Raw genomic sequence first — 25,121 nt, forward strand, 5'->3', positions numbered from 1 at the left:
TCGCCGACGATCCATGCATCCGGCTCGCCAAGAAGTGTGCGGCGGATGTGTGCGGGATCGGGTGACCGCGTGTGGCAGCGCGTCCTGAGAATTGCGCGCTGCGTGCCATCCGTCAAGGCCCAAGCCTCGCGGAGATCGAAAACGACCGAGGGCGGCCACCCGATCGGGTGGCCGCCCTACGGCGGGTGGAGCAGAAGCGCGGTGAGGTGTTACTTGACCTCGACCGAGGCGCCGGCGCCCGCGAGGGCTTCCTTGCCCTTCTCCGCGGCTTCCTTGGTGACCTTCTCCAGGACGGGCTTCGGGGCGCCGTCCACGAGGTCCTTGGCCTCCTTCAGGCCGAGCGAGGTCAGCTCGCGCACGACCTTGATGACCTGGATCTTCTTGTCACCGGCGGCGGTGAGGATGACGTCGAACTCGTCCTTCTCCTCCGGCGCGTCGGCGACGGCGGCGGCAGCGCCACCACCAGCGGCGACGGCGACCGGGGCGGCGGCGGTGACGTCGAACTTCTCCTCGAACGCCTTCACGAACTCGGAGAGCTCGATGAGAGTGAGGCCCTCGAACTGGGCGAGCAGTTCGTCCTGGGTGAGCTTCGCCATGATGGCGTCCTTCCATTCATTCGGCTGGTGCCGTGGTGTACATGTCGGCGGGCATACATCGGGCCCGCGGCGACCGCTCCCGCTCCGTACGGATACGGGTCAGGCGGCGGTCATTGTGCGAGCCGAGTTACTCGGCACCGCCCTGCTCTGCCTCGGCCTCGGCCTTCTTGGCCCGAAGCGCCTCCGCGGTGCGGACGAACTTCGACGGGAGCGCCTGGAAGAGCGCGGCAGCCTGGGACTGCTTGGCCTTCATGGCGCCCGCCAGCTTGGCGAGCAGAACCTCGCGGGACTCGAGGTCCGCAAGCTTCTTGATCTCGTCGGCGGACAGCGCCTTACCGTCAAGGACACCGCCCTTGATGACGAGAGCGGGGTTGTCCTTGGCGAAGTCGCGAAGACCCTTCGCCGCCTCGACCGGGTCACCGGTCACGAAGGCGACGGCCGACGGACCTGCGAACAGGTCGTCGAGCGTGCTGATCCCGGCCTCGTTGGCCGCGATCTTGGTCAGCGTGTTCTTCACCACGGCGTACGTGGCGTTCTCACCGAGCGAACGGCGCAGCGTCTTGAGCTGCGCCACGGTGAGACCGCGGTACTCGGTCAGCACTGCGGCGTTCGAGGAGCGGAACTGATCCGTCAACTCGGCAACCGCGGCAGCCTTGTCGGGCCTCGCCATGAGTCTCGGCCTCCTTCCGGGTGATTGCGGACCGCCCGGTTGACGAAGGGGACGTGACTGGCGCGACAACACAAACGCCCCGAGCGCAGGCGCACGGGGCGGAACTCGACGAAAGTGCTTCAGCACTTCCGGAGGTCTTGGTCCGATCACCTACGCGGGCCGTCCGCACTCAGCGGATTCCTTCGGCCGCCCCACCCGATGACGGGCACGACGACAACCTGCGGTCTTTGGCTTCGTGCTGAGAGTACGGGAGCGGGAGCCCGTCGGGCAAATCCTTCTCTTCGACAAGGGTTTCCGAGGCGCCCGGCACGGGAACGGCGCCGCCCCGGAGCACCTCGCCTCCGCCTCCGCCTCCGCCGGGGCCGGTACGGAACAGGCCGCGGGCCCCGGCGGAGTACGGTCGTTCGCGGCCGGCTACCGCAACGCGAAGGCGTCCACGCAGTCCTTCGCGGGAGGCGCGACCACGTGCACCTTCAGCCCGAAGCCAGAGTAGTGGGCGAGGATCGAGACCGTGTCGCTGCTGTGGTGCGGCGCCGTGCCGTACAGCGACTCCTGGACCGGCAGTCCCTTGTCCGGCCCCTCGACCGACACCCACACGTCCAGTTTCTCCCGGGTGAGGTTGGCCGCCTGCATGTCCTGATGCAGGGTGTCCGGGGCCATGACCAGCTTCCCGTCGGCGTCGCGGGTCGGCGGCTTCGCGGTCAGCGTCCCGGTGTAGTGGACCGCCCGCACACCGCTTACGGTCTCGGTCCCCACGCTGTGCACGCCGGGCACCGCCAGCAGCTTCGACACGATCCCCGCGGGGCCGGCGTCTCCCTGCTGGGGAACCGTCTGGAGCATCGCCAAGGCCCCCACGCCGCCCGCCGACCTCGCCCAGGTCCGGCCGCCGTTCTTCGCCGCCTCCTGCGGCCCGATGCGGACGTAGCTCGTGCCCGCCACCGACCTGGTCTCCAGGCTGTGGCTCACGCCGAACTGCTGAAGGACGGCCTTTTCGACCGAGTCGGTGAACGTCACGACCGTGTCGTCGACGGTGCCGTGCGACCAGTCGCTCACCCCCTTCTCCCGCCAACTGAGGGCGCCCGACGCGTCGGAGGAGTCCTCCCGCACCGAGTGCACCTGGGCGAGCCGGGCCTGGACCTGCTTCAGCGCGGCCACGGCGGAGGCGGGTCGGGGAGCCGGGTGGGACGACGGAGCGGCGGACGTGGCCGCGGTCGGCTGCCCGGTGTGGGCGCGGTTGCCGGGGCTGCTCGATCCGGCGCAGGCCGTCAGTGCGGCGAGGGCGACGGCGGTGCCGGTGAGGGCGAGCGGGAGGGCGCGGGCGGTTCTCACGACGTCGCGCCCGGGGTCGACGGGTGCAGCGCCTTCTGGCGCTGTGCCGCGACCTCGTCGGTCCTGTCGGCGGTGTCCCAGCCCGGCGGAACCGCGATCTCCTTGACCCCGCCGAAGCTGGTGAAGTCCAGGGTGGTGATCACCGAGCTGACGTCCTGCCGGACGCGGACCAGCGTGCCGTCGGGCGTGAGCCACACGTCCTCGAGCGGCGGCTCCACGAGGCCCTGCTTCTTCATGGCCGCGGACGCGGGGACGTGGCCGCGGTAGTGCGTCGTCCGCCTGCCGTCGACCGTCGCCGGTCCGACCGTCCGCAGATCGGTGGAGGCCGCGAGCCGGCGCAGCGCGACGGCCGGATCACCCTTGGCCGCGTCCTCGGCGTCGGTGTTCGCCGCAGCCGCGCCCAGGTACGCCGACAGGTCGATCCTCAGCCAGTGCCTGCCCTGGAGCGGGCCGCTGGGCTGCGGGTCGATGCGGTAGTAGGTGGCGGTGCCGATCTGCCGCGCCTCGATCTGATCGGTGTGGACGAGCTTCTGGAAGCCGAGCTTGGCGGCATCGACCATCGTGTCGCTACGCGCCTCGCCGGTCCCCCACGTGTAACTGCCCTTCGCCGACGTGCGCTTGCCGTACAGGTCCATGGTCTGCGTGATGTCCGCGGATTTCTTCGACTCCGCCAGCTTTGCCGCTGCCGTCAGGGCGGCCCTCGCCGCGCTGTCGCCGGCCGGGGGCGTGGTCCCGGTGTCCTTCGCCGCGCCCTTCGCGGGGGCCGCGGCCGTGTGGCGGTCCCCCGCCGCGTGGTGCGTGGTGCCGCCGCAGCCTGCCGTGGCGAGCAGTGCTGCCGCGGCGACAGCGCAGCAGACAGCCGTGGTTGATCTCATCGCGTGGTCCCCACCCCTGGTTGCCCCATGCTCCCCGTGCCCCTGCGTCACGGGTGAGCGCCCCACTGTAAACGGCGGGCGCCCCGCTCCGCCCGGTGGATACCGGGGGAAGCGGGGCGCCGTGGTGCTGCGGTGGTGCCGTGGTGCGGTTGGTGCCACTGGTGCGGCCGGGCGGGGACCCGGCTACCGCGCTGACGCGCGACCTGGCTGCCGTCAGACGGCGGCCGGGTCCTCCTCGGTGAGGAGGTTGCGGGTGCGGTTCGAGTCGAGCGGGATGCCCGGGCCCATCGTGGTGGAGACGGCCGCCTTCTTGATGTAACGGCCCTTGGCCGCGGACGGCTTGAGACGCAGGACCTCGTCCAGCGCCGCCGCGTAGTTCTCCACCAGCTTGGTCTCGTCGAACGAGACCTTGCCGATGATGAAGTGCAGGTTCGAGTGCTTGTCGACGCGGAACTCGATCTTGCCGCCCTTGATGTCCGTGACCGCCTTCGCCACGTCCGGGGTGACCGTACCGGTCTTCGGGTTCGGCATCAGACCACGCGGGCCGAGCACGCGGCCCAGCCGGCCGACCTTGCCCATCAGGTCCGGGGTGGCGACGACGGCGTCGAAGTCGAGCCGGCCCTTCGACACCTCGTCGATCAGTTCGTCGGAGCCGACGATGTCGGCTCCCGCGGCTTCCGCGGCCGCAGCACGGTCACCGGTCGCGAAGACCAGGACCCGGGCGGTCTTGCCGGTGCCGTGCGGAAGGTTCACGGTGCCACGGACCATCTGGTCGGCCTTGCGCGGGTCCACACCCAGGCGGAAGGCGACCTCGACGGTCGAGTCGAACTTGGTGGTCGCGGTCTCCTTGGCGAGACGGACGGCCTCCAGGGGCGCGTACACGCGCTCCCGGTCGATCCTGGCGTCCGCAGCGCGGAGAGACTTGCTGCGCTTGCTCACTTGCTGCTCCTACGTTGTCTTGGAGTCGTGGTCCGAGCCGAGCAGGCCCTGCCACTCACTGCCGGGGGGTGCTCCGGGCCGCCGCGTCGGCGGGTACCCGTGAGCGAGGCGTCAGCCCTGGACGGTGATGCCCATGGAACGAGCCGTACCCGCGATGATCTTCTCCGCGGCGTCCAGGTCGTTCGCGTTCAGGTCGGGGAGCTTGGTGGTGGCGATCTCCCGCACCTGCTCACGGCTGAGCGAGGCGACCTTCTTGACGTGCGGCTCGCCGGAGCCCTTCTCCACGCCCGCGGCCTTCAGGATGAGCTTCGCGGCCGGCGGGGTCTTGGTGATGAACGTGAAGGTACGGTCCTCGTAGACCGTGATCTCCACCGGGATCACCATGCCGCGCTGCGACTCGGTGGCCGCGTTGTAGGCCTTGCAGAACTCCATGATGTTCACGCCGTGCTGGCCCAGCGCGGGGCCCACCGGCGGCGCCGGGTTGGCCGCACCGGCGTTGATCTGGAGCTTGATCAGCCCCGTGACCTTCTTCTTCTTGGGAGGCATTGCTCTCTCCGGGTCTTGTTGAGAGTGTTCATGCCTGCGAGCAGGCATACCGCACCACGATAGCGGGTATCGGGGCGCGCCCTGAAATCGTAAGCCCCGGCACCATGCGGCGGCGGCCGCGATGCGGTTACGTCACCCCGGGCGGGGGGCGGTGGGCCGAGTGGTGGAGGCGGTCGGACAGGGCGGTGACCAGGGCGCGGAGTTCGTCGGGGCGCTCGATGGCGAACGGCAGGTCGAGCGAGGCGAGTACGCCGGGCAGCCAGTCCAGCCGTTCCACGTGCAGCTCGACGCGGGGCCAGTGGGCGGGGTCGTCCGGGCCGCTCGCCGAGGTCGGCGGGGTCGGCGGCGCCGTCACGACCGCGACTGACGCGGGCAGGCGGGTGCGGATCTGCTCGGTGGTGCCCGCGATCCGCAGCACCACCTCGTACCGGTACGGCGCCGTGGCGAGGCCGGTCAGCACGCGCGCGGCCGGATCGACGTCGGCGGGCGGCTCGAACGCGCCGGGCAGGGTGCGTACGTCCGCGATGCGGTCCAACCGGAACGTACGGTCCTCGCCGCTCGGCTCGGCCGCGCCCGTGACGTACCACCGGCCCGCGTGGGCGACGAGGCCGTACGGGCGCAGGGTGCGCTCGCCGCGCCGGCCGCCGGCGGTGGTGTAGCGGAGGGCGACCGGGCGGTGGTGGCTCACCGCGTCGGCGAGCGCGAGCAGGACGGTGGTGTCCGGCACCGCCGCTTCCTCGCCGCCCGGCCCGGTGAAGGCGAGGGAGCCGAGCACGGTGTCGAGCCGGGCCCGGAGCCGCTCGGGCAGCACCCGCCGGATCTTGGCCGCCGCGGTCTCGCCGGCCGCCGCCTCGCTCGCCGCGCCCGCGCCCGCGCCCGCACCCGCGGCCGTGGTCAGGCCGGCCCGGCGCCCCGCCACCAGGCCGAGGAGTACGGCGAGCGCCTCGTCGTCGTTCAGCATGAGCGGGGGCATGCGGTAGCCGGGGCCGAGCCGGTAGCCGCCGTAGCGGCCGCGGACCGATTCGACGGGCACGTCGAGGTCGAGCAGGTGGTCGACGTAGCGCCGCACGGTGCGCTCGTCCACGCCGAGCCGGTCGGCCAGCTCGCCCACGGTGCGGATGCCGCCGGACTGGAGGAGTTCCAGCAGGGTGAGCACGCGGGCGATGGGTCGGGCCATGCCCCCGATTCTCCCCCGGATAGCGGGCGGATTCTGCCCGGTATCCGTCCTAGCGTGTGGTCAGGGGCACCGACCGGTGCCGAACCCGCCGCCACCGACGGCCCCCGACTACTTACGGAGCGACCCCATGAACCTCGTCTCGATCCGCGTCATCACCCACGACATCGCCCGCCTCGTCGCCTTCTACGAGCGCGTCACCGGGGTACCGGCCGACTGGGCCACCGAGGACTTCGCCGAGATCCGCACCTCCGCGGCCACCCTCGCCATCGGCAGCACCCGCACCGTCCCCCTCTTCGCCCCCGGCTCCGCCGAGCCCGCCGCCAACCGCAGCGTCATCATCGAGTTCCTCGTCGACGACGTGGACGCCATCTACCGCGACCTCGCCGGCTTCATCGACGAAGCGGATTTCGTCAACGAGCCCACCACGATGCCCTGGGGCAACCGCGCACTCCTCTTCCGCGACCCCGACGGCAACCTCGTCAACTTCTTCACCCCCGTCACCGACGCCGCCCTCGCGAAGTTCGGCCGGCCGTCCGGGGAGTAGCGGCCCGGGTGCGGCTGGGCCGAGGCGGGATTCCACCCTGACTCCTGCGCCCGAAGGGCAGTTACGCGGGGACGCTGCCCACCAGGACCAGGTGAACGGCAATCCTGTCGCCGTCGACTTCGTAAGTCGCCCGGTATCTGCCGACGCGCAGCCGACGGACGCGCGACCCGCCGAGTTTGCTGCTCTCCGGTGGCTCCGGGTTCACGGCTAAGCCGTTGATGGCCCGGACGAACGGCTTCACCGCGTCGCCGTCCCTCTGACGCAGTCGGTTGATCCCGTCCTTGGCCGCGCGTTCCCAGATGATCGTGTACCTCACTGGGCCTCCGCCGTGCCGAAGGAATTGATCAGGGCCTCGACCTCGGCCGCGGGCACCGGAGGACGCCCGTCGCTCAGGATGCGCAGCGACACCGCCAGGTCCGCGAAATCCAGCGCGGCATCCCGGCCCTGCTCGTCGGTGGCGGCGTCCACCACGACCTGCGTCCACCAGTGGTCCAGGAACACCTCGAAGGGGACACCGTCGGACAGCGCCCCCAACTCCGCGAGGAACTCGTCGCGAAGCTCTTGCCGCAAGGCATCCTGGATGCCGGCGACGGTGCGCGGGATACCCGGGTCACGGTGCCCGAGTTCCTCCGCCGCCTCCCGAACGGCTTCCCGCCAGGCATCCGTCTCAGGCATGTGGTCCTCCCGCTCGCCGCCCGCACCATTCTCCGATGGCGCGATCATCGATCTCAAGGCTCCTCCAGTGTGCCGGTCGGCCGTGAGCGGAGCCGACTTCCGGCCCACGCGGATCAACACGGCCGAACTGCCGGATGGCCGCCACGGCGTGGCACACATTCTAGACTATGAGAGCCTTATTCCGAGCCTCTTGGCTCACCTAGCGAAGGACTCGGCCACAGCTCACGCACACCGAAGCCCGTGTACACGGATGCGCGCACGCTTACTCCACGACCGAGGACACGGTGACCGTACGGAAAGCCCGCGCGCACCTTGCGGACCACCTGTTCGCCGAACGCGCCGACGGCGCGCCGTGAAGTAGACGTTCCGCTTCACCACGGCGGCACCACGTCAGCCTCGGGTCATCGACCGGCCCGCCGCAACGCGACCTCCGACAACCGGCAGCCCTACGCGTACAGCTCCAGGTACGGCGCGAACTGCTCGGCCACTTCCGCGGCCACCCCCACTGCGTCGAGCGAGCCGTCGATCTCGATGACGCGGATGCCGAGCCGGCGGGCGTGGCGAGCCGCGTCCTCGGCGACCATACGGTCACGGGCGACCCGGTTGGCCTGCGCGCGGTCGGGGTCGCGGACTGTAACGCCGAGCCGGCCCGCGCGCGGGAACGTACGGATCTGGTGCTGCCGGAAGTCCTCCGTCGGGACGAGCACGACCATCCGCCCGGGTGAGTCGAGGAGCGGCGCGACCAACTCCGGCCGCAACCCCCAGCCTTCGGCGATCGCCGGGCGGCCCGTGTACAGCGCGCGCAGGTCGTCCAGCACCCACGCGAACCGCACCGGGAACCCGGCCAGCGTCTCCTCGACCATCTCCCGCGGACTCCGGCCCACCCACCTCTCGTCGGGTGTCCGCTCCCCCAGCGGTTCCCCCCGCGCGACCCGCCGCGCGACCCTGCGGTCCTGGTGGCCGCGAGCATCGTGGTAGTCGTAGTGGTACACCGTCAACCCGAGTTCACGGGCGAGGAGTTCGGACACGGTGCTCTTCCCGCACCACTGCGCTCCCCCGATCCACAGCATCCGGTGCAGGCTGCCGTGCGGGTCCCAGATCTCTGCCATACGGCACCTCCCGTCGGAAGCGGCGCGTGCCACCGCCCCCGCGAGCAAGTGTCCTGGTTTGACCGTGAAAACTGCAGTCTTGTTCTGGGAGGGCAGTTGTCGGAAAGTGGAAGGGAGGGGGCGCTTCCCGAGCGGCTCAGCCGCCGAACCGCCCACCACGCACGGCAGCCACGAACGCGGCGAACGACTCCGTCGGGAAGAGCAGGGCCGGGCCGGCCTTGTCCTTCGAGTCCCGCACGGCCACCTGCCCGGTGGAGGCGAGATCGGCGACCTCGACGCAATTGGTGCCGTTGTCCTGGCTGTAGGACGACTTGAACCAGGCGCCCTCTGGAACAACGTGCTTCGGCACCGCGACCTCCTCGATCGGTATGCGAACTGACCTGCCCCCCAACAGTGTGAGGGCGGGCTACGCACCGGACGAGGCCGGATTCGGCCCTCCGATCAAGCGTCGAAACAACCGTCCCGCACGGCAGCCACGAACGCGGCGAACGACTCCGTCGGGAAGAGCAGGGCCGGGCCGGCCTTGTCCTTCGAGTCCCGCACGGCCACCTGCCCGGTGGGGGCGAGATCGGCGACCTCTATGCAGGCGTTGGCCGTTTCCTGGCTGTAGGAGGACTTGAACCAGGCAGCAACCTCCACGCAGTTGTTGCCCGTCTCTCCGCTGTAGGACGACTTGAACCAGGCGCCTTCAGGAGCGACGCGCTTAGGCACCGCGACCTCCTCGATCCGCATGCGAAATGACCCGCCCCCACAGTGTGAGGTCGGGTCACGCACCGGACCTAGGCCAGATCCGGCCCTACGGTCAAGCGCCGAAACTACCGTCCCGCACGGCATCCACGAACGCGGCGAACGACTCCGTCGGGAAGAACAGGGCCGGGCCGGCCTTGTCCTTCGAGTCCCGCACGGCCACCTGCCCGGTGGGGGCGAGATCGGCGACCTCTATGCAGGCGTTGCCCTGTTCCTGACTGTAGGACGACGTGAACCAGTCAACGTCGAGCGCGAGGTCAGGGGCCGTGCGGTGCGTCATAGTGATCAGATCTTTCCGGCTAGTCGGTGCAGGAAGGTCGGCGTCTCGCCCGGAGGCAGGGCGCCAGCTCGCAAAGCGTCGAACCTGCGGGTGTAGGCCCAAGTCGTCGTGTCCTTGTCGCTGACGTTCGATCCCTCCGGCACGTCGGTCTGAACAACCGTGAGTTTCGGATCGCCGAACTCCAGCAGGGTGAAGTTGACGCTGGAGCGATAGGTGGCGCTGGCCAGCGGGAGGATCTGAACCGTCACATTATCCAATTTCGTCAAGCGGATGATCTCCTCGTACTGCTCCCGCATCGTGTCCGGTCCGCCAATCACCCGGCGCAACGCGGCCTCGTCCACAATGGCCCACAGCTCCAGGCCGTTGGCCCTGCCGATCAGCCGCTCCTTGCGTTCCATCCGCAGTTGGATCATGCGCTCGACGAACTCGGTCGTCGTTTCCTCAACGGGCTTCGCCGCTTGGAGCATCTCGCGGACATAACCCTCGGTCTGCAAGAGGCCCACCACCACGGTTGGTTGCCATGCCCGGATAGTGCGCGCGCCGGTCTCCAGACCGACGTACATCTCCATGCCGGACGGCAGCACACTCCGATACTGCGACCACCAACCGCGATTGAGCGAGTCCCGCTGGATCTCGACCAGGAACTCGATGTCCTCTTCGTCCTCAACGCCGTAGCGATCGAGCAGCAGACGCAGTTCGGCAGTCGACTTGAACGCGGTCAGGCCGTTCTCCACACGATGGACCTTCGTGGTTGACAGGGCCAGTCCATCCACAGCGTCGACCAGGGTGAGCCCGGCCTTCTCGCGCAACCTACGCAGTTCCGCGCCTAGTTGTACGCGTCGAACAGTGGGCCCTGTTGGCGCCGCCATGAGTCGTCCTCCCCAAGCAGTGAGTGCAGTCGAACGCTCCGCGAGCCCGACGAATCTGACGCAGAGCACTTAACGAGTCACGTAGAGCATATGCAACCGACTATGCGCTTCGCAGTGAAACGAGCGGATTTCGTTGCGCCGCCCATCGCAAACTGCGCAGTCTGGAGGGGTCGGAGGTCACGCACCCCGCGAAAGCCACCCAGCCGCCCTCGCACAAAGGAGCTACCCATGCCCCGTACCGCGACCACTTCCGCCCCGCCCGGCCTCCTTACGTGGGGGCCCCGGGAACTGCCCGTGCCGTATGTGGCCCGCTGGAGCGGGGAATCCGTCAGCACCGCGGGGCTGGTCGTGAAGCCGGACGGTTCGGGGTTGGCGTACGAGGACGAGGTCGCCGCGGATCGGGACGGGCACGGGGTGCTGTGGGCCCGGATGGGTGAGGCCGTGGGGGTCGGGCGGCCCGACTACCGCGCGATGAGCTCCCACCGCCAACGGGTCGCCGCGCTGTGCAAGTTGTGCCAGGTGTGCGGGGGGCCGGCGGACCGTACGGCCAAGGGCTGGCTCTTTCTGATGCCGGCCGCGCCGCCGGGAGAGGAGGGCTGCGCCGAACCGGAGCCGATCGAGGGCACGTTGACCACGAAGCCGCCGATCTGCCACCCCTGCGCGGAGTTGGCCGTACGCCACTGCCCCCACCTCGCGGCGCCCCTCTACGTCCGCTCCCGCAAACCCCGTGTCTGGGGCGTCTTCGGCGGCTTCGTCACCCCCTCCCCCACCGGCGCCCTGGTCAACTCCGCGGACACGTACATGCCCTACGGCGACCGGGAGGCGGCTCCCTGGTTCCTCGCCTCCCAACTCGCCCTGGAACTCACCCGCTGCACCTGAACGCCGTACGTTGCCCGGGCCTCGGTCCGCGCAGCAGAATTGCCCGCATGACTGATGAAGCCGGGCCCGTCGATGGAGTACCCGGGCGAAGTGCGGCGCCGGACCTGCGGGCGCCGGACCTGCGGGCACCGGATCTGCGGGCGTCCGATCGGGAACGGGACCAGGTCGTGGAGATCCTCCAAGTGGCCGCGGGCGACGGGCGGATCACCGCGGAGGAGCTGGACGAGCGGCTGGACGCCGCGCTGTCCTCGCGCACCGTCGGCGAACTCGCCCGGCTCACCGCGGATTTGCCCTCCGACGGGATGCCGCCTCAGGCCGCCGAGCTGATCCGGATCGACCAGCGGTTCGGGGACGTCTCGCGGGCCGGCCGCTGGCTGGTGCCGCGCCGGATGGAGATCCGTCTGATGTTCTGCGAGGCGAAGCTCGACTTCACGGACGCGGTCATCACCCACAACACCCTTGACGTGGACCTCAATCTGCGGGTCGGCGGGAACCTGCTGCTGGTGACCAGGCCGGGGATCGTCGTCGACACCGACGGGCTGGAACGCGGCAGCGGCGAGATCAAGATCCGCCCGGCCGAGCCGGAGAGCCCGACGATCCTGCGGGTACGGCTTGCCGGCGAGTCCCGCGGCGGCGACATCACCGCGCGGCCGCCCCGGCGGTCGTTCACCGAAGTGGTCTCCCGCCGCAAGCAGCGGACCGACGGCTGAACCGTCGGCACGGCGCCGCCCTTTGGCGCATTCCCACAACCTCGCACCCCAGGCTGAACCTTCGGCACGGCGCCCGGCATCGCCCTGCCGCAACCCCGTACCCCAGCACGACCCCCTAACACCCCAGTGCGCCCCCACGCGTCTCACGTGCCGCTCCCCAACACACCTGCTTCTCGGGTACCACTGACTGACACTCAGGTCTACGCGGGGAGAATTCTTGGCATGGACACTTCCCAAGCGAAGCTACCGCGCGGTACCAAGGTGTCGCAGCGATCCTGCCCTTGGAGGTTTCGTGAGACTGACCAAGTCCCTGACCGCCCTTGCCGCCGTGGCATTCGCCCTGGTGGCAGCGATGTTGCTGGCGGCCCCTGCGCAAGCTGCCGGACCGGCGTACGTCGCACTGGGCGACTCGTACGCGGCCGGCAACGGCGCCGGAAACTACATCAGTTCCAGTGGTGACTGCCACCGGAGCAACAGCGCCTACCCTGCCCTGTGGGCCGGCGCGCACAGCCCGTCCTCGTTCACGTTCGCCGCGTGCTCCGGTGCGGTGACCACGGACGTGATCAACAACCAGCTCGGTTCTCTGAACGCCTCGACCGGTCTGGTGAGCGTCACCGTCGGCGGCGATGACGCGGGCTTCTCCGACGTGATCACCACCTGCGTGACCGGGTCCGACGACACCTGCGTCAGCCGGGTCAACACCGCCGAGAGCTACATCCAGAACACGCTTCCGGGCCGGCTGGACGCCGTCTACAGCGCGATCAGCGCGAAGGCGCCCTCCGCGAAGGTCGTCGTCCTCGACTACCCGCACCTGTACAAGCTCAACACGCTCTGCCTCGGCCTCAGCGCGACCAAGCACAACAAGCTCAACGAGGCCGCCGACCTGATCGACTCCACCATCGCCGCCCGCGCCGCCGCGCACGGCTTCACCTTCGGCGACGTGCGCACCACCTTCAACGGCCACGAGCTGTGCTCCGGCGACGACTGGCTGCACTCCCTGGTCATCAGCCCGACCTGGGAGTCCTACCACCCCACCGCCACCGGCCACGCCGACGGCTACCTCCCGGTCCTGACCACCGACGCCTCCTGACCACCCACGCGTCCTGACCGCCCACGCGCCACCCGAAGAACCCCCGCACGCCAAAGAACCCCCGGGCTACGGAAATCCGTGGGCCGGGGGTTCTTTCGGAAGGCGGGTGGGGCTAGTTCTTCTGGATCTGGTCGAAGCTGAGCTCGACCGGGGTCTCGCGGCCGAAGATCTCGACCAGGCCCTTGACCTTCTTGGAGTCCGGGTTGATCTCGTTGATCGTCGCCTGGAGGGTGGCGAAGGGGCCGTCGGTGACGGTGACCGAGTCGCCGACCTCGAAGTCCAGCACCTGGACCTCGACCTTGCGCGGCTGGGCGGTGCCCTCGGCGATCGCGGCGGCCTCGGCCGCGGCCTCCACCTCGGGGGCGAGCATCTTGACGATCTCGTCCAGCGTCAGCGGGTAGGGGTCGTAGGCGTTGCCGACGAAGCCGGTGACGCCGGGGGTGTTGCGGACGACGCCCCAGGACTCGTTGGTGAGGTCCATGCGAACCAGAACGTAGCCGGGGAGCTTGTTCTGCCGGATGGTCTTCCGGTCGCCGTTCTTGATCTGGACTACTTCTTCCTGGGGCACTTCGGCCTGGTAGATGTACTCCTCGACGTTGAGCGAGACGGCGCGCTGCTCAAGGTTGGACTTCACGCGGTTCTCGTAGCCGGCGTAGGTGTGGATGACGTACCACTCGCCGGGCAGCGTGCGCAGCTCCTCGCGGAACGCGGCGACCGCGTCGACCGGCTCGGCGGCGGGGGCAGCGTCAGCGGCCTCCTCGGCGTCGGCGTCGTCCTCAGCGCCGTCCTCCGCCTCGTCGTCCTCGACCTCGTCCTCGGCCTCGTCGTCAGCCTCTTCGGCGTGAGCGGCGGCGTTCGCGGCTACCGCGTCCGCCTGGCCCAGGTCGTCGTCAGCGGCTTCCTCGGCCTTCTCGGGGGCCTCGGGGTCCACGTCGTGCACCGCGCCCTGCTCGGCAGGCTCCCCCGCGGCCAGGTCCGCAGCCTCGGCCTCGTCGATGTCGCCGTCGGCAGCGTCGACGATGTCGAGTGCGGAGTCCTCGTCCTGCACGGACTCGTCGGCGACGTCGGCATCGTGCACGTTCGGGTCAGACACGGTGACTGCTTCTTCCTGACTTCTCAAAGGGTGGGACATACGGCTCGCCGCCGTGGAATCCGGAGCGGGCCGCGGTTACGAGGGAAGGCTCATCCGAAGACGTACGAGACAAGCTTCTCGAAACCGTAGTCAACCACGCTGACGAACGCGATGACGACGACAACGAACACAATCACCACAGTGGTGTACGTCGACAGGTCATTGCGGCTCGGCCAGACGACCTTGCGCAGTTCGGCGACGATCTGACGGTAGAAGAGCGCGAGACGACCGAGCGGGCCTTTCTTGCCGCGCTTACCACCGCGGCGGGGCTTCTTGTCGGTCTCCTTGTCGTCCTCAGCAGGGACCTCAACGGAGTCCGTGATCTCAGTCACTCGTCCTCACCTGACTCCGGGTCGTGGCCATGCCGCGCCCGTCGCGCGGTACGGCGAGTGCTTCTGTCTGCTACCTGCGCCCACGCCCACCGTCGGACGTGTGGAGCAGGGTCGGAGGGACTCGAACCCACAACCCCTGGTTTTGGAGACCAGTGCTCTGCCAATTGAGCTACGACCCTACGCTGACACCCCCAACGTACCGCAACGGTACGACGGGAAGGCCACCGACCGATGAGTGTACGTGGTCCGGGCCGCCCCGTCGAACGCCTTGCACCCGAAAGAGCCGAACGGGCCCGGCCAACACAGGTGCCGGGCCCGGGCCGGGTCTGGGACGATGCAGTCATGAGCGCAGCCACTCCCTCCGCCACACCCTCCGCACCGTCCGCCACCGACCGGCGGGTATCGGCCCGCGTCGGGGCGATCTCCGAATCCGCGACGCTGGCCGTGGACGCCAAGGCCAAGGCCCTCAAGGCCGCCGGGCGTCCGGTGATCGGCTTCGGCGCCGGCGAGCCCGACTTCCCCACCCCCGACTACATCGTCGAGGCGGCCGTGGAAGCGTGCCGGAACCCGAAGTACCACCGCTACACGCCGGCCGGCGGCCTGCCCGAGCTGAAGGCCGCCATCGCCGCCAAGACGCTCCGCGACTCCGGCTACGAGGTGGACGCCTCGCAGGTCCTGGTCACCAACGGCGGGAAGCAGGCGATCTACGAGGCGTTCGCCGCGATCCTCGACCCGGGCGACGAGGTCATCGTGCCCGCTCCGTACTGGACCACCTACCCCGAGTCGATCCGGCTCGCGGGCGGCGTGCCGGTCGAGGTCGTCGCCGACGAGACCACCGGCTACCGGGTGTCGGTCGAGCAGCTGGAGGCGGCCCGCACCGAGCGGACCAAGGTGCTGCTCTTCGTCTCCCCGTCGAACCCGACCGGCGCGGTGTACGGCGAGGCCGAGACCGAGGAGATCGGCCGCTGGGCGGTCGAGCACGGCCTGTGGGTGCTCACCGACGAGATCTACGAGCACCTGGTCTACGGCGACGCGAAGTTCACCTCGCTGCCCGCGATCGTGCCCGAGCTGCGCGACAAGTGCCTGGTGGTCAATGGCGTCGCCAAGACGTACGCGATGACCGGCTGGCGGGTCGGGTGGATCGTCGGCCCCAAGGACGTGGTCAAGGCCGCCGCGAACCTCCAGTCGCACGCCACCTCCAACGTCAACAACGTGGCGCAGGTCGCCGCGCTCGCCGCGGTGAGCGGCGACCTGTCCGCGGTCGCCGAGATGCGCGCCGCGTTCGACCACCGCCGGCAGACCATCGTCCGGATGCTCAACGAGATCGACGGCGTGCTCTGCCCGGTCCCCGAGGGCGCCTTCTACGCCTACCCGTCGGTGAAGGCCCTGCTCGGCAAGGAGATCCGCGGCAAGCGCCCGCAGACCTCGGTGGAGCTGTCCGCCCTGATCCTCGACGAGGCCGAGGTCGCGGTGGTGCCCGGTGAGGCGTTCGGCACGCCCGGCTACCTGCGGCTGAGCTACGCGCTCGGCGACGAGGACCTGGTCGAGGGCGTCTCCCGGATTCAGAAGCTGCTCGGCGAGGCCACCGACTAGTCCGCTGCTTCGGCGCCCTCCGCTTCCGGGCGCGTTCCGCGCGCCTTCCGTGCCCGTTCGCACCCGTTCGCGTTTTCGGGCAAGCCCCCGTTCGGAGAAAATGGTTCCGGGCGGGGGCCGACGTATAGCAGGATCTACAGATGGCACGCGAGGTAGGGACGACGGCACGCGAGATCCGCGAGCTGCCCAAAGCACATCTGCATCTGCACTTCACCGGGTCCATGCGGCCCGCCACTCTGCTGGAGCTGGCCGACAAGCACGGCGTGCACCTGCCGGAGGCGCTGACCTCGGGCGAACCCCCGAAGCTGCGCGCCACCGACGAGCGCGGCTGGTTCCGCTTCCAGCGGCTCTACGACATCGCCCGCTCCTGCCTGCGCACGCCCGAGGACATCCAGCGGCTGGTGCGCGAGGCCGCGGAGGAGGACGCCGCCGACGGCTCCGGCTGGCTGGAGATCCAGGTCGACCCGACCTCGTACGCGCCCCGGCTCGGCGGGCTGATCCCCACCATCGAGATCATCCTCGACGCGGTGCGGACCGCCTCCCGCGACACCGGGGTGGGCATGGCCGTCATCGTGGCCGCCAACCGGATGAAGCACCCGCTGGACGCCCGCACGCTGGCCCGCCTCGCGGTCCGCTACGCCGACCAGGGCGTGATCGGTTTCGGCCTGTCCAACGACGAACGGCGCGGCCTGGCAAGGGACTTCGACCGGGCCTTCGCCATCGCCCGCGAGGGCGGCCTGCTCGCCGCACCGCACGGCGGCGAGCTGTCCGGGCCGTCCAGCGTCCGCGACTGCCTCGACGACCTGCACGCCCAGCGGGTCGGGCACGGCGTCCGCGCCGCCGAGGACCCCTACCTGCTGCGCCGCCTCGCCGACTCCGGGATCACCTGCGAGGTCTGCCCGGCCTCCAACGTCGCCCTCGGCGTCTACGACAAACCCGAGGACGTCCCCCTGCGCACCCTCTGGGACGCCGGCGTGCCCATGGCCCTCGGCGCCGACGACCCCCTCCTCTTCGGCTCCCGCCTCGCCGCCCAGTACGACCTCGCCCGCGACGCCCACGGCTTCTCCGACCCCGAACTGGCGGAGCTGGCCCGCCAGTCGGTCCGCGCCTCCCGTGCCCCCAAGGACGTCCGCGACCGACTCCTGTCCGGCATCACCCAGTGGGCGGCCCCCTGACCCTCCGGGGTCCCTCAGGGGCGCGTGGGGGCACCTCCCAGGCGAGGCTCCGGGGGGAGAACCGCGCGCGCAACCCGTCACGACCGCGAGGTGCGGGAACCGGCAGGACGGGGCGGCCCGGGGCGGTCAAGGCCCGCTGGTCAGGCCCCGGCGATCAGGCCCCGGCGATCAGAGAGCCGTGCCGACGAACACCGGCTCGTTGACCAGCGTGACGCCGAACGCGTCGTGGACGCCGTCACGGACCTCACGGGCGAGCGCCAGCAGGTCAGCCGTGGTGGCCGCACCACGATTCGTGAGCGCCAGCGTGTGCTTCGTGGAGATCCGGGCCGGCCCGGTGCCGTACCCCTTGGTGAACCCGGCCTTGTCGATCAGCCAGGCCGCGGAGGTCTTCACATGGTCGGCGTCGGCCGGATACGCGGGCGGAATGACCTCCGCGCCGAGCCGCTCCTTCACCCGCACCAGGAACTCCGCGTGCTCGGCCGCGCTCAGCACCGGGTTCGTGAAGAACGACCCGGCGGACCAGGTGTCGTGGTCCGCGGGATCGAGCACCATCCCCTTGCCCGCCCGCAGCGCCAGCACCGTCTCGCGGGCCCTGCCGAGCGGCACCCGGTCGCCGGCCTCGACGCCGAGCGCCCGCGCGGTCTCGGCGTACTTCAGCGGCGCCGACAGCCCGCCCGCGTCCTCCAGCGCGAACCGCACCCGCAGCACCACGTGCCGCGCCGGGTCCGCCTTGAAACGGCTGAACCGGTAGGCGAACGCGCACTCGGCGCTCGGCAGCGTGACGACCTCGCCGCGCTGCCGGTCGTACGCGACCACCTCGGTGATCGTGGACGACACCTCCTGGCCGTACGCCCCCACGTTCTGGATCGGTGTCGCACCGGCCGAGCCCGGGATGCCGGCCAGGCACTCCACCCCGGCCAGGCCCGCCTCGACGGTCCGGGTCACCGCGTCGGACCACACCTCGCCCGCCGCCAGCTCCAGGGCGGTGCCCTGCAGCTCCACGCCCCGGGTGGCGATCCGGACGGCGGTGCCCTCGAAGCCCTCGTCGGCGATCACCAGGTTGCTGCCGCCACCGATCAGCAGGACCGGCTCGCCGCGCGCGTCCGCCTCGCGTACCGCCGCGACCACGTCCTCGTCGGTCCTGGCGGTCACCAGCCGCCGGGCCGGGCCGCCCAACCGGAAGGTGGTCAGCGGCGCGAGCCGGGCGTTCTCCGTTGTATCCACGACATCCACGCGGAAAGCCTACGTTCCCCGCGAGGAACGTTCTGTTCCCCGCGTGGAACGCAGGCTCCGTGTCCGGCTGCCCCCGGGCCGGGATCTACCTCTACCGCGCGCTCAGCTCCGGCTCGGCCGCGTCCCGCGGGCCCTCCGCGCCCGGCGCCTCGCCCTTCGCGGCGAGCGCCCGACGCGTCGGGTTGCACAGCGCCGCGACCATCCCGAGCGCCAGGACCGACGCGCCGACCCACAGGGCCGGGGTGATGCCGTTCACGAAGGCCGTCGGGGACTGGTAGCCGCCGTGCGAGGAGAAGATCGTGCTGAGCATCGCGATGCCGAGCGCCCCGCCGACCTCGCGCAGCGAGTTGCTCGTACCGGAGGCGATGCCCTGCTCCGACTCCTTCACCGCGCCCATCATCAGGGTGGTGGCGGGGGCGAAGAACAGCGCCATCCCGACGCCGCTGATGATCAGCGCGGGCAGTTGCGCGGCGTAGGAGACGTCCGTCGAGACCACCGACGCGTACCAGCCGAGGCCGATGGCCTGGAAGGCCAGCCCGGTGGCGACGACCACCCGCCCGCCGATCCGGTCGGCGAGGTAGCCCGCGAACGGCGACACGATCATCGGCATGCCGGTCCAGGGCAGCATCCGCAGCCCCGCCTCGGTGGGTCCGTACCCGACGACGGTCTGGAGGAACTGGCTGAGCAGGAAGATCGAGCCGAACATGCCGATGAACATCAGCATGTTGGTCGCGTTGGTCGCCGCGAAGCCGCGGTTGGCGAACATCCGCATCGGCACCATGGGCCGCTTCGCGGTGAAGCCGTGCCGGACGAACGCCGCCACCAGGATGCCGCCGCCGATCAGTCCGGCCAGCACCCGGGCGCTGCTCCAGCCGTGGTCGTTCGCGCTGACCAGGGCGTAGACGATGCCGAACAGGCCGAGGCTGATCAGTACGGTGCCGCGGAAGTCCAGCCGGGCGTCGGGCGCGTAGGACTCGCGCAGCTTCAGCCGGGCCAGCGGCAGCAGGGCCAGGCCTATCGGGACGTTCAGCCAGAAGATCCAGTGCCAGGAGATGTGCTGGGTGAGGCTGCCGCCGATCAGCGGGCCGCAGGCGACCGCGAGGCCGTTGGCGGCACCCCAGATCCCGTACGCCATCCCGCGCTTCTCCTTCGGGACGGCCGCGGTCAGCAAGGTCAGGGTGAGCGGCATCATGATCGCGCCGCCCACGCCTTGCAGCGCCCGTGCGGCGATCAGCGCGTCGATGCCGGAGGAGAGCGCGGCGGCGGCCGACGCGCCGGTGAAGATGGTGATCCCGACGAGGAAGAGCCGGCGCCGGCCGAAGCGGTCGCCGAGCGCGGCGCCGAACATCAGCAGCACCGCGAAGGTGAGGGTGTACGCGCTCACCGTCCACTCCAGGTCCGACAGCGCTCCCCCGAGGCTCTTGCGGATGGAGGGCAGCGCGGTCGTGACGACCAGGTTGTCCAGCGCGGCCATGAAACCCGCGACGCTCGTGATGACCAGGGCCCACCCGAGCCCCGGCCCCTTCTTCCCGTCCGGTGCCGGTGCCTCCGTACGGCCTTGCGGCTGCTGCTCTGCGGTACTCATCGTGCTACCCCCTGTTGCGTTCGCCGGCAGTAGGTGCCGCGCTCGATAGTAAGTTATTGGTCACTAAGTTACGAGGTCAAAAAAATATGCCCGCCGGCACCGGGGCCGCTCGGCCCCGGTCACTCGGGCCTCGCCTCCACGTAGAAGCCCTCCCAGTTCCGGTGACCCGGCGGGAAGCCCAACGAGACGAAGGTGTTGATCAGCATTCCGTACGCGAAGAACTGCGTCGTCTCGTCGATGTCCGTGCCCAGCGCGGTGCGGACCTCGTCCCACATCTGCTGCCAGGACGTCCTGAGGGTCGAGCCGAAGTCGTGGTCGCCGGCGGCTTCGGCCGCCGCGACCGCCGCGTACATCTGCATCTGCATCAGCAGCTTCTCCGGGTCGTCCCGGAGGAGTTGCTGGTACGCCGCGGCCATCACGGGCAGCCGCCCCTCGATGGGGACGTCCTCCACGGCGTGAGCGAAGACCTCGCGGGTCTGGGTGAGGCACTGTTCGGCGGCCGCGATGAACATGGCTTGCTTGTTGGGGAACAGGCGGAACAGGTACGGCTGGGAGACGCCTACGCGGCGGGCGATCGCTTCGGTGGACGTGCCCTTGTAGCCGCCCTGGGCGAACTCGCTCATTGCCGCGCTGATGACGCTGGCGCGTCGGTCTTCGGCGCTCATCCTTGCCATGGGGACTAAGTTAGTGGTCAATCACTTACTAGTCAACTCGGCGGGTGGGGTGTCGGCGGGGAGGGGGTGCGCCGTCGTGGTTCCGTGTGGTCCCCTGCGGGGTGGCTGCCTCGTCCTCGTCTGACCGCCGGCTCTGGGTGGGTGCCCCGTGCGGTGCGTGCTTGCCCGCCTGCCGGTGGTGGGCTTGTCGCGCAGTTCCCCGCGCCCCTGGGGATGTGCGGCTCCTCCGCGGCATCCAGCCACCCCGGGAACGGGGCAACCCACCACCGGCCGTGAGCCGGGGACGAACCGTAGGGCACCGCACCGGGCACCGGGGGGTGGGACTTCGGCGGAGGGGGCGGGGGCGCCCGGGGGTCAGGTGAGGCGGACCACCGCACGGGACATGCCGAGGACTTTCTGGCCGTCGGAGGTGGCGACGAGGTCGATCCGGACGCGGCGGTCATCGAGTTTGGCCGCGACCTTCGCGGCGACGTGCACGGTGGCGCCTTGGTCATCGTTGGGGACGACGACCGGCTTGGTGAAGCGGACGCCGTACTCCTCGACGGCGCCGGGATCGACCGTCCAGTCGGTGACGACACGGATGGCGACGGCCATCGTGAACATGCCGTGCGCGATGACGTCGGGCAACCCGACCTCGCGGGCGAACTTCTCGTTCCAGTGGATGGGGTTGAAGTCACCCGAGGCGCCGGCGTACTGCACGAGGGTCGCCCGGCTGACCGGGAACTCCCGGGCGGGCAGCTCGGTACCGACCTCGACGTCGTCGTAGGCGATTGCCGCGGCCATCACACGTCCCCTCTCTTGTCGCTGCCGCTCACGTCGGCGTCGTCCGGCTCGGCCGCGCGGGCCACCAGCTTGGTCATGGCGGTCACCACGTGCTCGCCGGACTCGTCGTGGATCTCCCCGCGGATCTCGATGACGTCGTTGCCCGCAAGGGACTTGATCGTGTCGATCGTGGAGGTGACCGTGAGCCGGTCGCCGGCCCGAACCGGACGGCGGTAGGAGAACTTCTGGTCGCCGTGCACCACCCGGCTGTAGTCGAGGCCGAGTTCGGGGTCGCGGACCACCACGCCGGCCGCCTTGTAGCTGATCGCGAAGGGGAACGTCGGCGGCGCGATCACGTCGGGGTGGCCGAGCGCCTTGGCCGCGTCGGCGTCGACGTACACCGGATTCGGGTCGCCGATCGCCTCGGCGAACTCGCGGATCTTCTCCCGGCCGACCTCGTAGACGCTACTGGGCGGATAGCTCCGCCCCACGAAGGACGGGTCGAGGGCCATCGTTACCTCCGGATACGGATGGGGTCGGCGGGAGTGCGGTCGGCGCGAGGGAGCCGGCGCGGGTCGGGACATGCCGTGAGGCCGCCCCCGGAATACGGGAACGGCCTCACGGTAAAGCTTTCAGCCGGACTTGGCCCGGGCTTCCGCCGCTGCGGAGCCCGAAGTCGCGGTCTGCCGGAACCGTAGGGTACCGGCGGCCTGCCGCGAACAGCCCCGCCTCGGCGGCACTGGGAGAGGGACCGCCTGGGTCAGCGGGTCTCGCGGTGCGCGGTGTGGGCGTTGCAGCGGGGGCAGTGCTTCTTCATCTCAAGACGGTCCGGGTCGTTGCGCCGGTTCTTCTTGGTGATGTAGTTCCGCTCCTTGCACTCCACGCAGGCCAGCGTGATCTTAGGGCGGACGTCGGTGGCGGCCACGTGAGTGCTCCTTGACGAACGGGTGTTATGAACACAGAAAGAGTAGCCGATCGAGGGACCGAACCCGCAATCGGCTACGGAGAGTAGCGGCGACCGGACTTGAACCGGTGACACAGCGATTATGAGCCGCTTGCTCTACCGACTGAGCTACGCCGCCTCGACGAACCGGCCCCCGCCGAAACGACGGGGGTGCGATCCATCAGAGCCCCAATACGGAATCGAACCGTAGACCTTCTCCTTACCATGGAGACGCTCTACCGACTGAGCTATTGGGGCGAGCGAGGAAGACATTACACGCTCCGCAGCGATACGTGAAATCCGTATCCGGCAGGGCACATCGGACCTGGCGGACACCCGAACCGCGCCTCGCCCGGGGCCTGTCGGCACCCTTTCGCGTACCGCGCCCAGGCCGGTGCGCGGCCGGTGAACCGGCCCGTGCGCAGGACGTTTGGCGCGACCCCGGCCGGTACGACTAATGCGCTCCTGCCAGGACCTCGCCGTCCGGCGCCCTACGCTCGGAGTGCGTGATCATGCCGTATGTCCTGCTCACCGATCATCTTCCGTGATCTGCAGATGATCGTCCGTCTTCCTGTCCCGTGATCCTGCCTCCCACCGCTCGCAAGGCCCGTACCGGAGGAGCGCGATGACCGACAGTTCCCGCGGCACCACCGCGGAGACCGCCACCCTGCTGCTGTGCGGCGCCCGCCTCACCGACGGCCGGACCGTAGACGTCCGGCTGAGCGGCTCGCGGATCGAGGCCGTGGGCACCGCGGGCAGCCTCGCCGTGTCCGCGGAACGCCCCGACCGCGGCGGCGGCCTCGGCGGCGAGCGGACCCCCGACCGTCCCGACCGTCCCGACCGGGGCGGCCGGATCGAGCGCGGTGCCCGGATCGACCTGCGCGGCTACCTCCTGCTGCCCGCGCCCGCCGAGCCGCACGCGCACCTGGACTTTGCGCTCACCGCCGGCGGCCCGCCCTCCGGCGACACCGAGGACGTCCAGCGCCGCGCCACCGAGGCCGCGCTGCTCCAACTCGGCCACGGCGCCACGGCGGTGCGCAGCCACGTACGGATCGGCGACGTCCGCGGGCTGCGCTCGCTGGAGGCGGTGCTCCAGGCCCGGCAGTCGCTGCGCGGGCTGCTCGACGTGCAGGCGGTGGCCGTGCCCAGGGTGCTGACCGGCGCCGCGGGGGCGGACGGCCTGGCGATGCTGCGGGACGCGCTGAAGATGGGCGCTTCCGCGGTGGGCGGCTGCCCGGACCTCGACCCGGACCCGAGCGGCTACACCGAGGCGGTGCTGGCGCTGGCCGCCGAGTTCGGGCTGCCGGTCGACCTGCACACCGCCGCCGACGACCCGGCGCGGATGGCCCGGCTGGCCGCGATGGCCGGCGGGCTGCGGCCCGGCGTCACCCTCGGCCCCTGCCACGGCCTGGCCGCGCAGGGTCCTGACGGGGTGGCGCGCACCGCCGACCGGCTGGCCGCCGCGGGCGTCTCCGTCGTCGCACTCCCCCAGGGCGGCTGCGGCGCCCTGGACCGCTGCGCGCCCGCGCCGGACACCCCGGCCGCCCGTGCCGCCGCCTCCGTCCGCCCGCTGGCGCCGCTCACCGCCGTCCGCGCGCTGCGCGCGGCGGGAGTACGGGTCACCGCGGGCAGCGGCGCGCTCTGCGACCTGGCCAACCCGGTCGGCCGCGGCGACCCGCTGGAGGCGGCCTACCTGCTGGCCTCGCACGGCGAGTGCCCTCCCCCGCGGGCGTACGACCTGGTGAGCGCCGAGGCCCGGGCGGTGCTCGGGCTGCCGGAGGTACGCGTGGAGGCGGGCTTCCCGGCCGAGTTGCTCGCGGTGCGCGGGGAGAGCCTGGCCGGCGTGCTCTCGCTGGCCTACAGCCGGATCGTGATCCACCGCGGCCGGGTGGTCTCCCGGACCAGCGCGGTACGCGAGTACTGCGACTCGGCGGGCGACGCGACCCTCGACCTCCCGCGTCAGGCGCACCGCGAGGCGTAGCGTCGCGGCATGCGTACGGTGATCGCTGGTGGACACGGACAGATCGCGCTGCGGCTCGAACGGCTGCTGAGCGGGCGCGGGGACAGCGCGGCCGGGTTGATCCGGAACGCCGCCCAGGCTGACGACCTGCGGGCGGTGGGCGCGGAACCGGTCGTACTCGACCTGGAGTCGGCGACGTTGGAGCAGGTGGCGGCGGTGCTGGAAGGCGCCGACGCGGCGGTGTTCGCGGCGGGCGCCGGCGCGGGCTCCGGGGCGGAGCGCAAGCAGACGGTGGACCGGGGCGCGGCCGTGCTCCTCGCGGACGCGGCCGAGCGGGCCGGGGTACGGCGCTTCCTGGTGGTCTCGTCCATGGGCGCGGACGCGGAGGCGACCGGTGTGGACCCGGTCTTCACGGCATACCTGCGGGCGAAGGGCGCGGCGGACGACGCGGTGCGGGCCCGGAAGGGGCTGGAGTGGACGATCCTGCGCCCGGGTGCCCTGACGAACGACAGCGGCACCGGACGGGTCCACCTCGCCGCGTCCACCGGGCGCGGCTCGGTGCCGCGGGACGACGTGGCGGCGGTGCTGGCGGAGCTGCTGACGGTGCCGGGCACGGCCGGGCTGACCCTGGAGCTGATCGCGGGGCCCGACCCGGTGGCGGAGGCGGTGCGCGCGGTGGCGTCCGGCAGCTAGTGCC

General features: G+C 70.7%; 30 protein-coding genes and 3 tRNA genes. 8 read left to right on the top strand and 25 right to left on the bottom strand.

What is annotated here, in order from left to right; translation table 11 throughout:
* Positions 1 to 209: 209 nt before the first annotated feature.
* The 7 genes from rplL to OG896_RS15180 all read right to left on the bottom strand — a co-directional run bounded on the left by rplL (position 210) and on the right by OG896_RS15180 (position 6,132).
* Positions 210 to 596 carry a 50S ribosomal protein L7/L12 gene (gene rplL, locus OG896_RS15150; protein WP_328468062.1) on the bottom strand — a complete coding sequence of 129 codons (387 nt, stop codon included), beginning with the start codon at positions 594 to 596 and terminating at the stop codon, positions 210 to 212.
* A 127-nt stretch (positions 597 to 723) separates the two neighbouring features.
* A complete protein-coding gene (gene rplJ / locus OG896_RS15155; RefSeq protein ID WP_329365825.1) occupies positions 724 to 1,266 on the bottom strand; it encodes a 50S ribosomal protein L10 in 543 nt (180 codons plus the stop codon).
* Between the two features lie 414 nt (positions 1,267 to 1,680).
* A complete protein-coding gene (locus OG896_RS15160) occupies positions 1,681 to 2,595 on the bottom strand; it encodes a hypothetical protein (RefSeq protein WP_329365827.1) in 915 nt (304 codons plus the stop codon).
* Complete coding sequence (locus OG896_RS15165) at positions 2,592 to 3,470, bottom strand: hypothetical protein (protein WP_329365828.1); 879 nt, start codon at positions 3,468 to 3,470, stop codon at positions 2,592 to 2,594. The genes OG896_RS15160 and OG896_RS15165 overlap by 4 nt, the downstream gene beginning before the upstream one ends.
* 213 nt (positions 3,471 to 3,683) lie before the next feature.
* On the bottom strand, positions 3,684 to 4,409 hold the full coding sequence (rplA, locus tag OG896_RS15170; protein WP_202235500.1) for a 50S ribosomal protein L1: 726 nt from the start codon (positions 4,407 to 4,409) through the stop codon (positions 3,684 to 3,686).
* Positions 4,410 to 4,520: 111 nt separating this feature from the next.
* Positions 4,521 to 4,955 (bottom strand): 50S ribosomal protein L11, encoded by a 435-nt coding sequence (rplK, locus tag OG896_RS15175; RefSeq protein WP_103886934.1) that lies wholly within the window; start codon positions 4,953 to 4,955, stop codon positions 4,521 to 4,523.
* Between the two features lie 127 nt (positions 4,956 to 5,082).
* Positions 5,083 to 6,132: a helix-turn-helix transcriptional regulator gene (locus tag OG896_RS15180; protein WP_329365830.1), complete on the bottom strand. Its 1,050-nt coding sequence runs from the start codon at positions 6,130 to 6,132 to the stop codon at positions 5,083 to 5,085.
* A 127-nt stretch (positions 6,133 to 6,259) separates the two neighbouring features.
* Between OG896_RS15180 and OG896_RS15185 the strand changes: the two genes are divergently transcribed.
* Positions 6,260 to 6,676, top strand: a complete 417-nt coding sequence (locus OG896_RS15185) for a VOC family protein (RefSeq protein WP_329365832.1) — start codon at positions 6,260 to 6,262, stop codon at positions 6,674 to 6,676.
* Positions 6,677 to 6,737: 61 nt separating this feature from the next.
* On the opposite strand, the gene OG896_RS15190 is transcribed toward OG896_RS15185, so the two are convergent.
* The 7 genes from OG896_RS15190 to OG896_RS15220 all read right to left on the bottom strand — a co-directional run bounded on the left by OG896_RS15190 (position 6,738) and on the right by OG896_RS15220 (position 10,356).
* Complete coding sequence (locus tag OG896_RS15190) at positions 6,738 to 6,992, bottom strand: type II toxin-antitoxin system RelE family toxin (protein ID WP_329365834.1); 255 nt, start codon at positions 6,990 to 6,992, stop codon at positions 6,738 to 6,740.
* Positions 6,989 to 7,351, bottom strand: coding sequence for a hypothetical protein (locus OG896_RS15195; protein WP_329365836.1), 363 nt, complete (start codon positions 7,349 to 7,351; stop codon positions 6,989 to 6,991). The genes OG896_RS15190 and OG896_RS15195 overlap by 4 nt, the downstream gene beginning before the upstream one ends.
* Before the next feature lie 446 nt (positions 7,352 to 7,797).
* Complete coding sequence (locus OG896_RS15200) at positions 7,798 to 8,460, bottom strand: hypothetical protein (protein WP_329365838.1); 663 nt, start codon at positions 8,458 to 8,460, stop codon at positions 7,798 to 7,800.
* A gap of 136 nt (positions 8,461 to 8,596) precedes the next feature.
* Positions 8,597 to 8,809 carry a DUF397 domain-containing protein gene (locus OG896_RS15205; RefSeq protein WP_329365840.1) on the bottom strand — a complete coding sequence of 71 codons (213 nt, stop codon included), beginning with the start codon at positions 8,807 to 8,809 and terminating at the stop codon, positions 8,597 to 8,599.
* A 92-nt stretch (positions 8,810 to 8,901) separates the two neighbouring features.
* Positions 8,902 to 9,171 (bottom strand): DUF397 domain-containing protein, encoded by a 270-nt coding sequence (locus tag OG896_RS15210; RefSeq protein ID WP_329365843.1) that lies wholly within the window; start codon positions 9,169 to 9,171, stop codon positions 8,902 to 8,904.
* A gap of 91 nt (positions 9,172 to 9,262) precedes the next feature.
* On the bottom strand, positions 9,263 to 9,487 hold the full coding sequence (locus OG896_RS15215; protein WP_329365845.1) for a DUF397 domain-containing protein: 225 nt from the start codon (positions 9,485 to 9,487) through the stop codon (positions 9,263 to 9,265).
* A 5-nt stretch (positions 9,488 to 9,492) separates the two neighbouring features.
* Positions 9,493 to 10,356 (bottom strand): helix-turn-helix domain-containing protein, encoded by an 864-nt coding sequence (locus tag OG896_RS15220; protein ID WP_329365847.1) that lies wholly within the window; start codon positions 10,354 to 10,356, stop codon positions 9,493 to 9,495.
* Positions 10,357 to 10,584: 228 nt separating this feature from the next.
* Between OG896_RS15220 and OG896_RS15225 the strand changes: the two genes are divergently transcribed.
* The 3 genes from OG896_RS15225 (at position 10,585) to OG896_RS15235 (ending at position 13,035) form a co-directional block, all read left to right on the top strand.
* Positions 10,585 to 11,235, top strand: coding sequence for a hypothetical protein (locus OG896_RS15225; RefSeq protein WP_329365849.1), 651 nt, complete (start codon positions 10,585 to 10,587; stop codon positions 11,233 to 11,235).
* Positions 11,236 to 11,282: 47 nt separating this feature from the next.
* Complete coding sequence (locus OG896_RS15230; RefSeq protein ID WP_329365850.1) at positions 11,283 to 11,945, top strand: DUF1707 SHOCT-like domain-containing protein; 663 nt, start codon at positions 11,283 to 11,285, stop codon at positions 11,943 to 11,945.
* A gap of 352 nt (positions 11,946 to 12,297) precedes the next feature.
* Positions 12,298 to 13,035 carry an SGNH/GDSL hydrolase family protein gene (locus OG896_RS15235; protein ID WP_329374025.1) on the top strand — a complete coding sequence of 246 codons (738 nt, stop codon included), beginning with the start codon at positions 12,298 to 12,300 and terminating at the stop codon, positions 13,033 to 13,035.
* A 112-nt stretch (positions 13,036 to 13,147) separates the two neighbouring features.
* Here OG896_RS15235 and nusG read toward each other — a convergent pair whose 3' ends face one another.
* From nusG to OG896_RS15250, 3 genes are all read right to left on the bottom strand, one after another.
* On the bottom strand, positions 13,148 to 14,128 hold the full coding sequence (gene nusG / locus OG896_RS15240) for a transcription termination/antitermination protein NusG (RefSeq protein ID WP_329365851.1): 981 nt from the start codon (positions 14,126 to 14,128) through the stop codon (positions 13,148 to 13,150).
* 89 nt (positions 14,129 to 14,217) lie between these two features.
* The gene (secE, locus tag OG896_RS15245; RefSeq protein WP_202235495.1) at positions 14,218 to 14,499 is read right to left on the bottom strand and encodes a preprotein translocase subunit SecE; all 282 of its coding nucleotides are present in this window, start codon (positions 14,497 to 14,499) and stop codon (positions 14,218 to 14,220) included.
* Between the two features lie 106 nt (positions 14,500 to 14,605).
* Positions 14,606 to 14,678: transfer RNA gene (locus OG896_RS15250), tRNA-Trp, on the bottom strand.
* A gap of 163 nt (positions 14,679 to 14,841) precedes the next feature.
* On the opposite strand from OG896_RS15250, the gene OG896_RS15255 reads away from it, so the two are divergent.
* Positions 14,842 to 16,092 carry a pyridoxal phosphate-dependent aminotransferase gene (locus tag OG896_RS15255; protein WP_329365853.1) on the top strand — a complete coding sequence of 417 codons (1,251 nt, stop codon included), beginning with the start codon at positions 14,842 to 14,844 and terminating at the stop codon, positions 16,090 to 16,092.
* Positions 16,093 to 16,232: 140 nt separating this feature from the next.
* Entirely contained in the window at positions 16,233 to 17,267 is a 1,035-nt protein-coding gene (locus OG896_RS15260) for an adenosine deaminase (RefSeq protein ID WP_329365855.1), read from the top strand.
* Between the two features lie 168 nt (positions 17,268 to 17,435).
* Here OG896_RS15260 and OG896_RS15265 read toward each other — a convergent pair whose 3' ends face one another.
* The 8 genes from OG896_RS15265 to OG896_RS15300 all read right to left on the bottom strand — a co-directional run bounded on the left by OG896_RS15265 (position 17,436) and on the right by OG896_RS15300 (position 22,722).
* Entirely contained in the window at positions 17,436 to 18,491 is a 1,056-nt protein-coding gene (locus OG896_RS15265) for a UDP-N-acetylmuramate dehydrogenase (RefSeq protein WP_329374027.1), read from the bottom strand.
* A 100-nt stretch (positions 18,492 to 18,591) separates the two neighbouring features.
* On the bottom strand, positions 18,592 to 20,085 hold the full coding sequence (locus OG896_RS15270) for a DHA2 family efflux MFS transporter permease subunit (RefSeq protein WP_329365857.1): 1,494 nt from the start codon (positions 20,083 to 20,085) through the stop codon (positions 18,592 to 18,594).
* Between the two features lie 119 nt (positions 20,086 to 20,204).
* Entirely contained in the window at positions 20,205 to 20,750 is a 546-nt protein-coding gene (locus OG896_RS15275) for a TetR/AcrR family transcriptional regulator (protein ID WP_329365859.1), read from the bottom strand.
* Between the two features lie 363 nt (positions 20,751 to 21,113).
* Positions 21,114 to 21,542 carry a MaoC family dehydratase gene (locus OG896_RS15280; protein ID WP_329365861.1) on the bottom strand — a complete coding sequence of 143 codons (429 nt, stop codon included), beginning with the start codon at positions 21,540 to 21,542 and terminating at the stop codon, positions 21,114 to 21,116.
* The gene (locus tag OG896_RS15285; protein ID WP_329365862.1) at positions 21,542 to 22,033 is read right to left on the bottom strand and encodes a MaoC family dehydratase N-terminal domain-containing protein; all 492 of its coding nucleotides are present in this window, start codon (positions 22,031 to 22,033) and stop codon (positions 21,542 to 21,544) included. The genes OG896_RS15280 and OG896_RS15285 overlap by 1 nt, the downstream gene beginning before the upstream one ends.
* 248 nt (positions 22,034 to 22,281) lie before the next feature.
* The gene (gene rpmG, locus OG896_RS15290) at positions 22,282 to 22,446 is read right to left on the bottom strand and encodes a 50S ribosomal protein L33 (RefSeq protein ID WP_004571794.1); all 165 of its coding nucleotides are present in this window, start codon (positions 22,444 to 22,446) and stop codon (positions 22,282 to 22,284) included.
* A gap of 84 nt (positions 22,447 to 22,530) precedes the next feature.
* Positions 22,531 to 22,603: transfer RNA gene (locus tag OG896_RS15295), tRNA-Met, on the bottom strand.
* Between the two features lie 46 nt (positions 22,604 to 22,649).
* Positions 22,650 to 22,722: transfer RNA gene (locus tag OG896_RS15300), tRNA-Thr, on the bottom strand.
* A 367-nt stretch (positions 22,723 to 23,089) separates the two neighbouring features.
* On the opposite strand from OG896_RS15300, the gene OG896_RS15305 reads away from it, so the two are divergent.
* Both OG896_RS15305 and OG896_RS15310 read left to right on the top strand, forming a co-directional pair.
* Entirely contained in the window at positions 23,090 to 24,445 is a 1,356-nt protein-coding gene (locus tag OG896_RS15305; protein ID WP_329365864.1) for an amidohydrolase family protein, read from the top strand.
* 9 nt (positions 24,446 to 24,454) lie between these two features.
* The gene (locus OG896_RS15310; protein ID WP_329365866.1) at positions 24,455 to 25,117 is read left to right on the top strand and encodes an NAD(P)H-binding protein; all 663 of its coding nucleotides are present in this window, start codon (positions 24,455 to 24,457) and stop codon (positions 25,115 to 25,117) included.
* The last annotated feature ends 4 nt before the right edge of the window (positions 25,118 to 25,121 follow it).

It is taken from the genome of Streptomyces sp. NBC_00669 (genome assembly GCF_036226785.1).
Classification (GTDB): Bacteria; Actinomycetota; Actinomycetes; order Streptomycetales; family Streptomycetaceae; genus Actinacidiphila.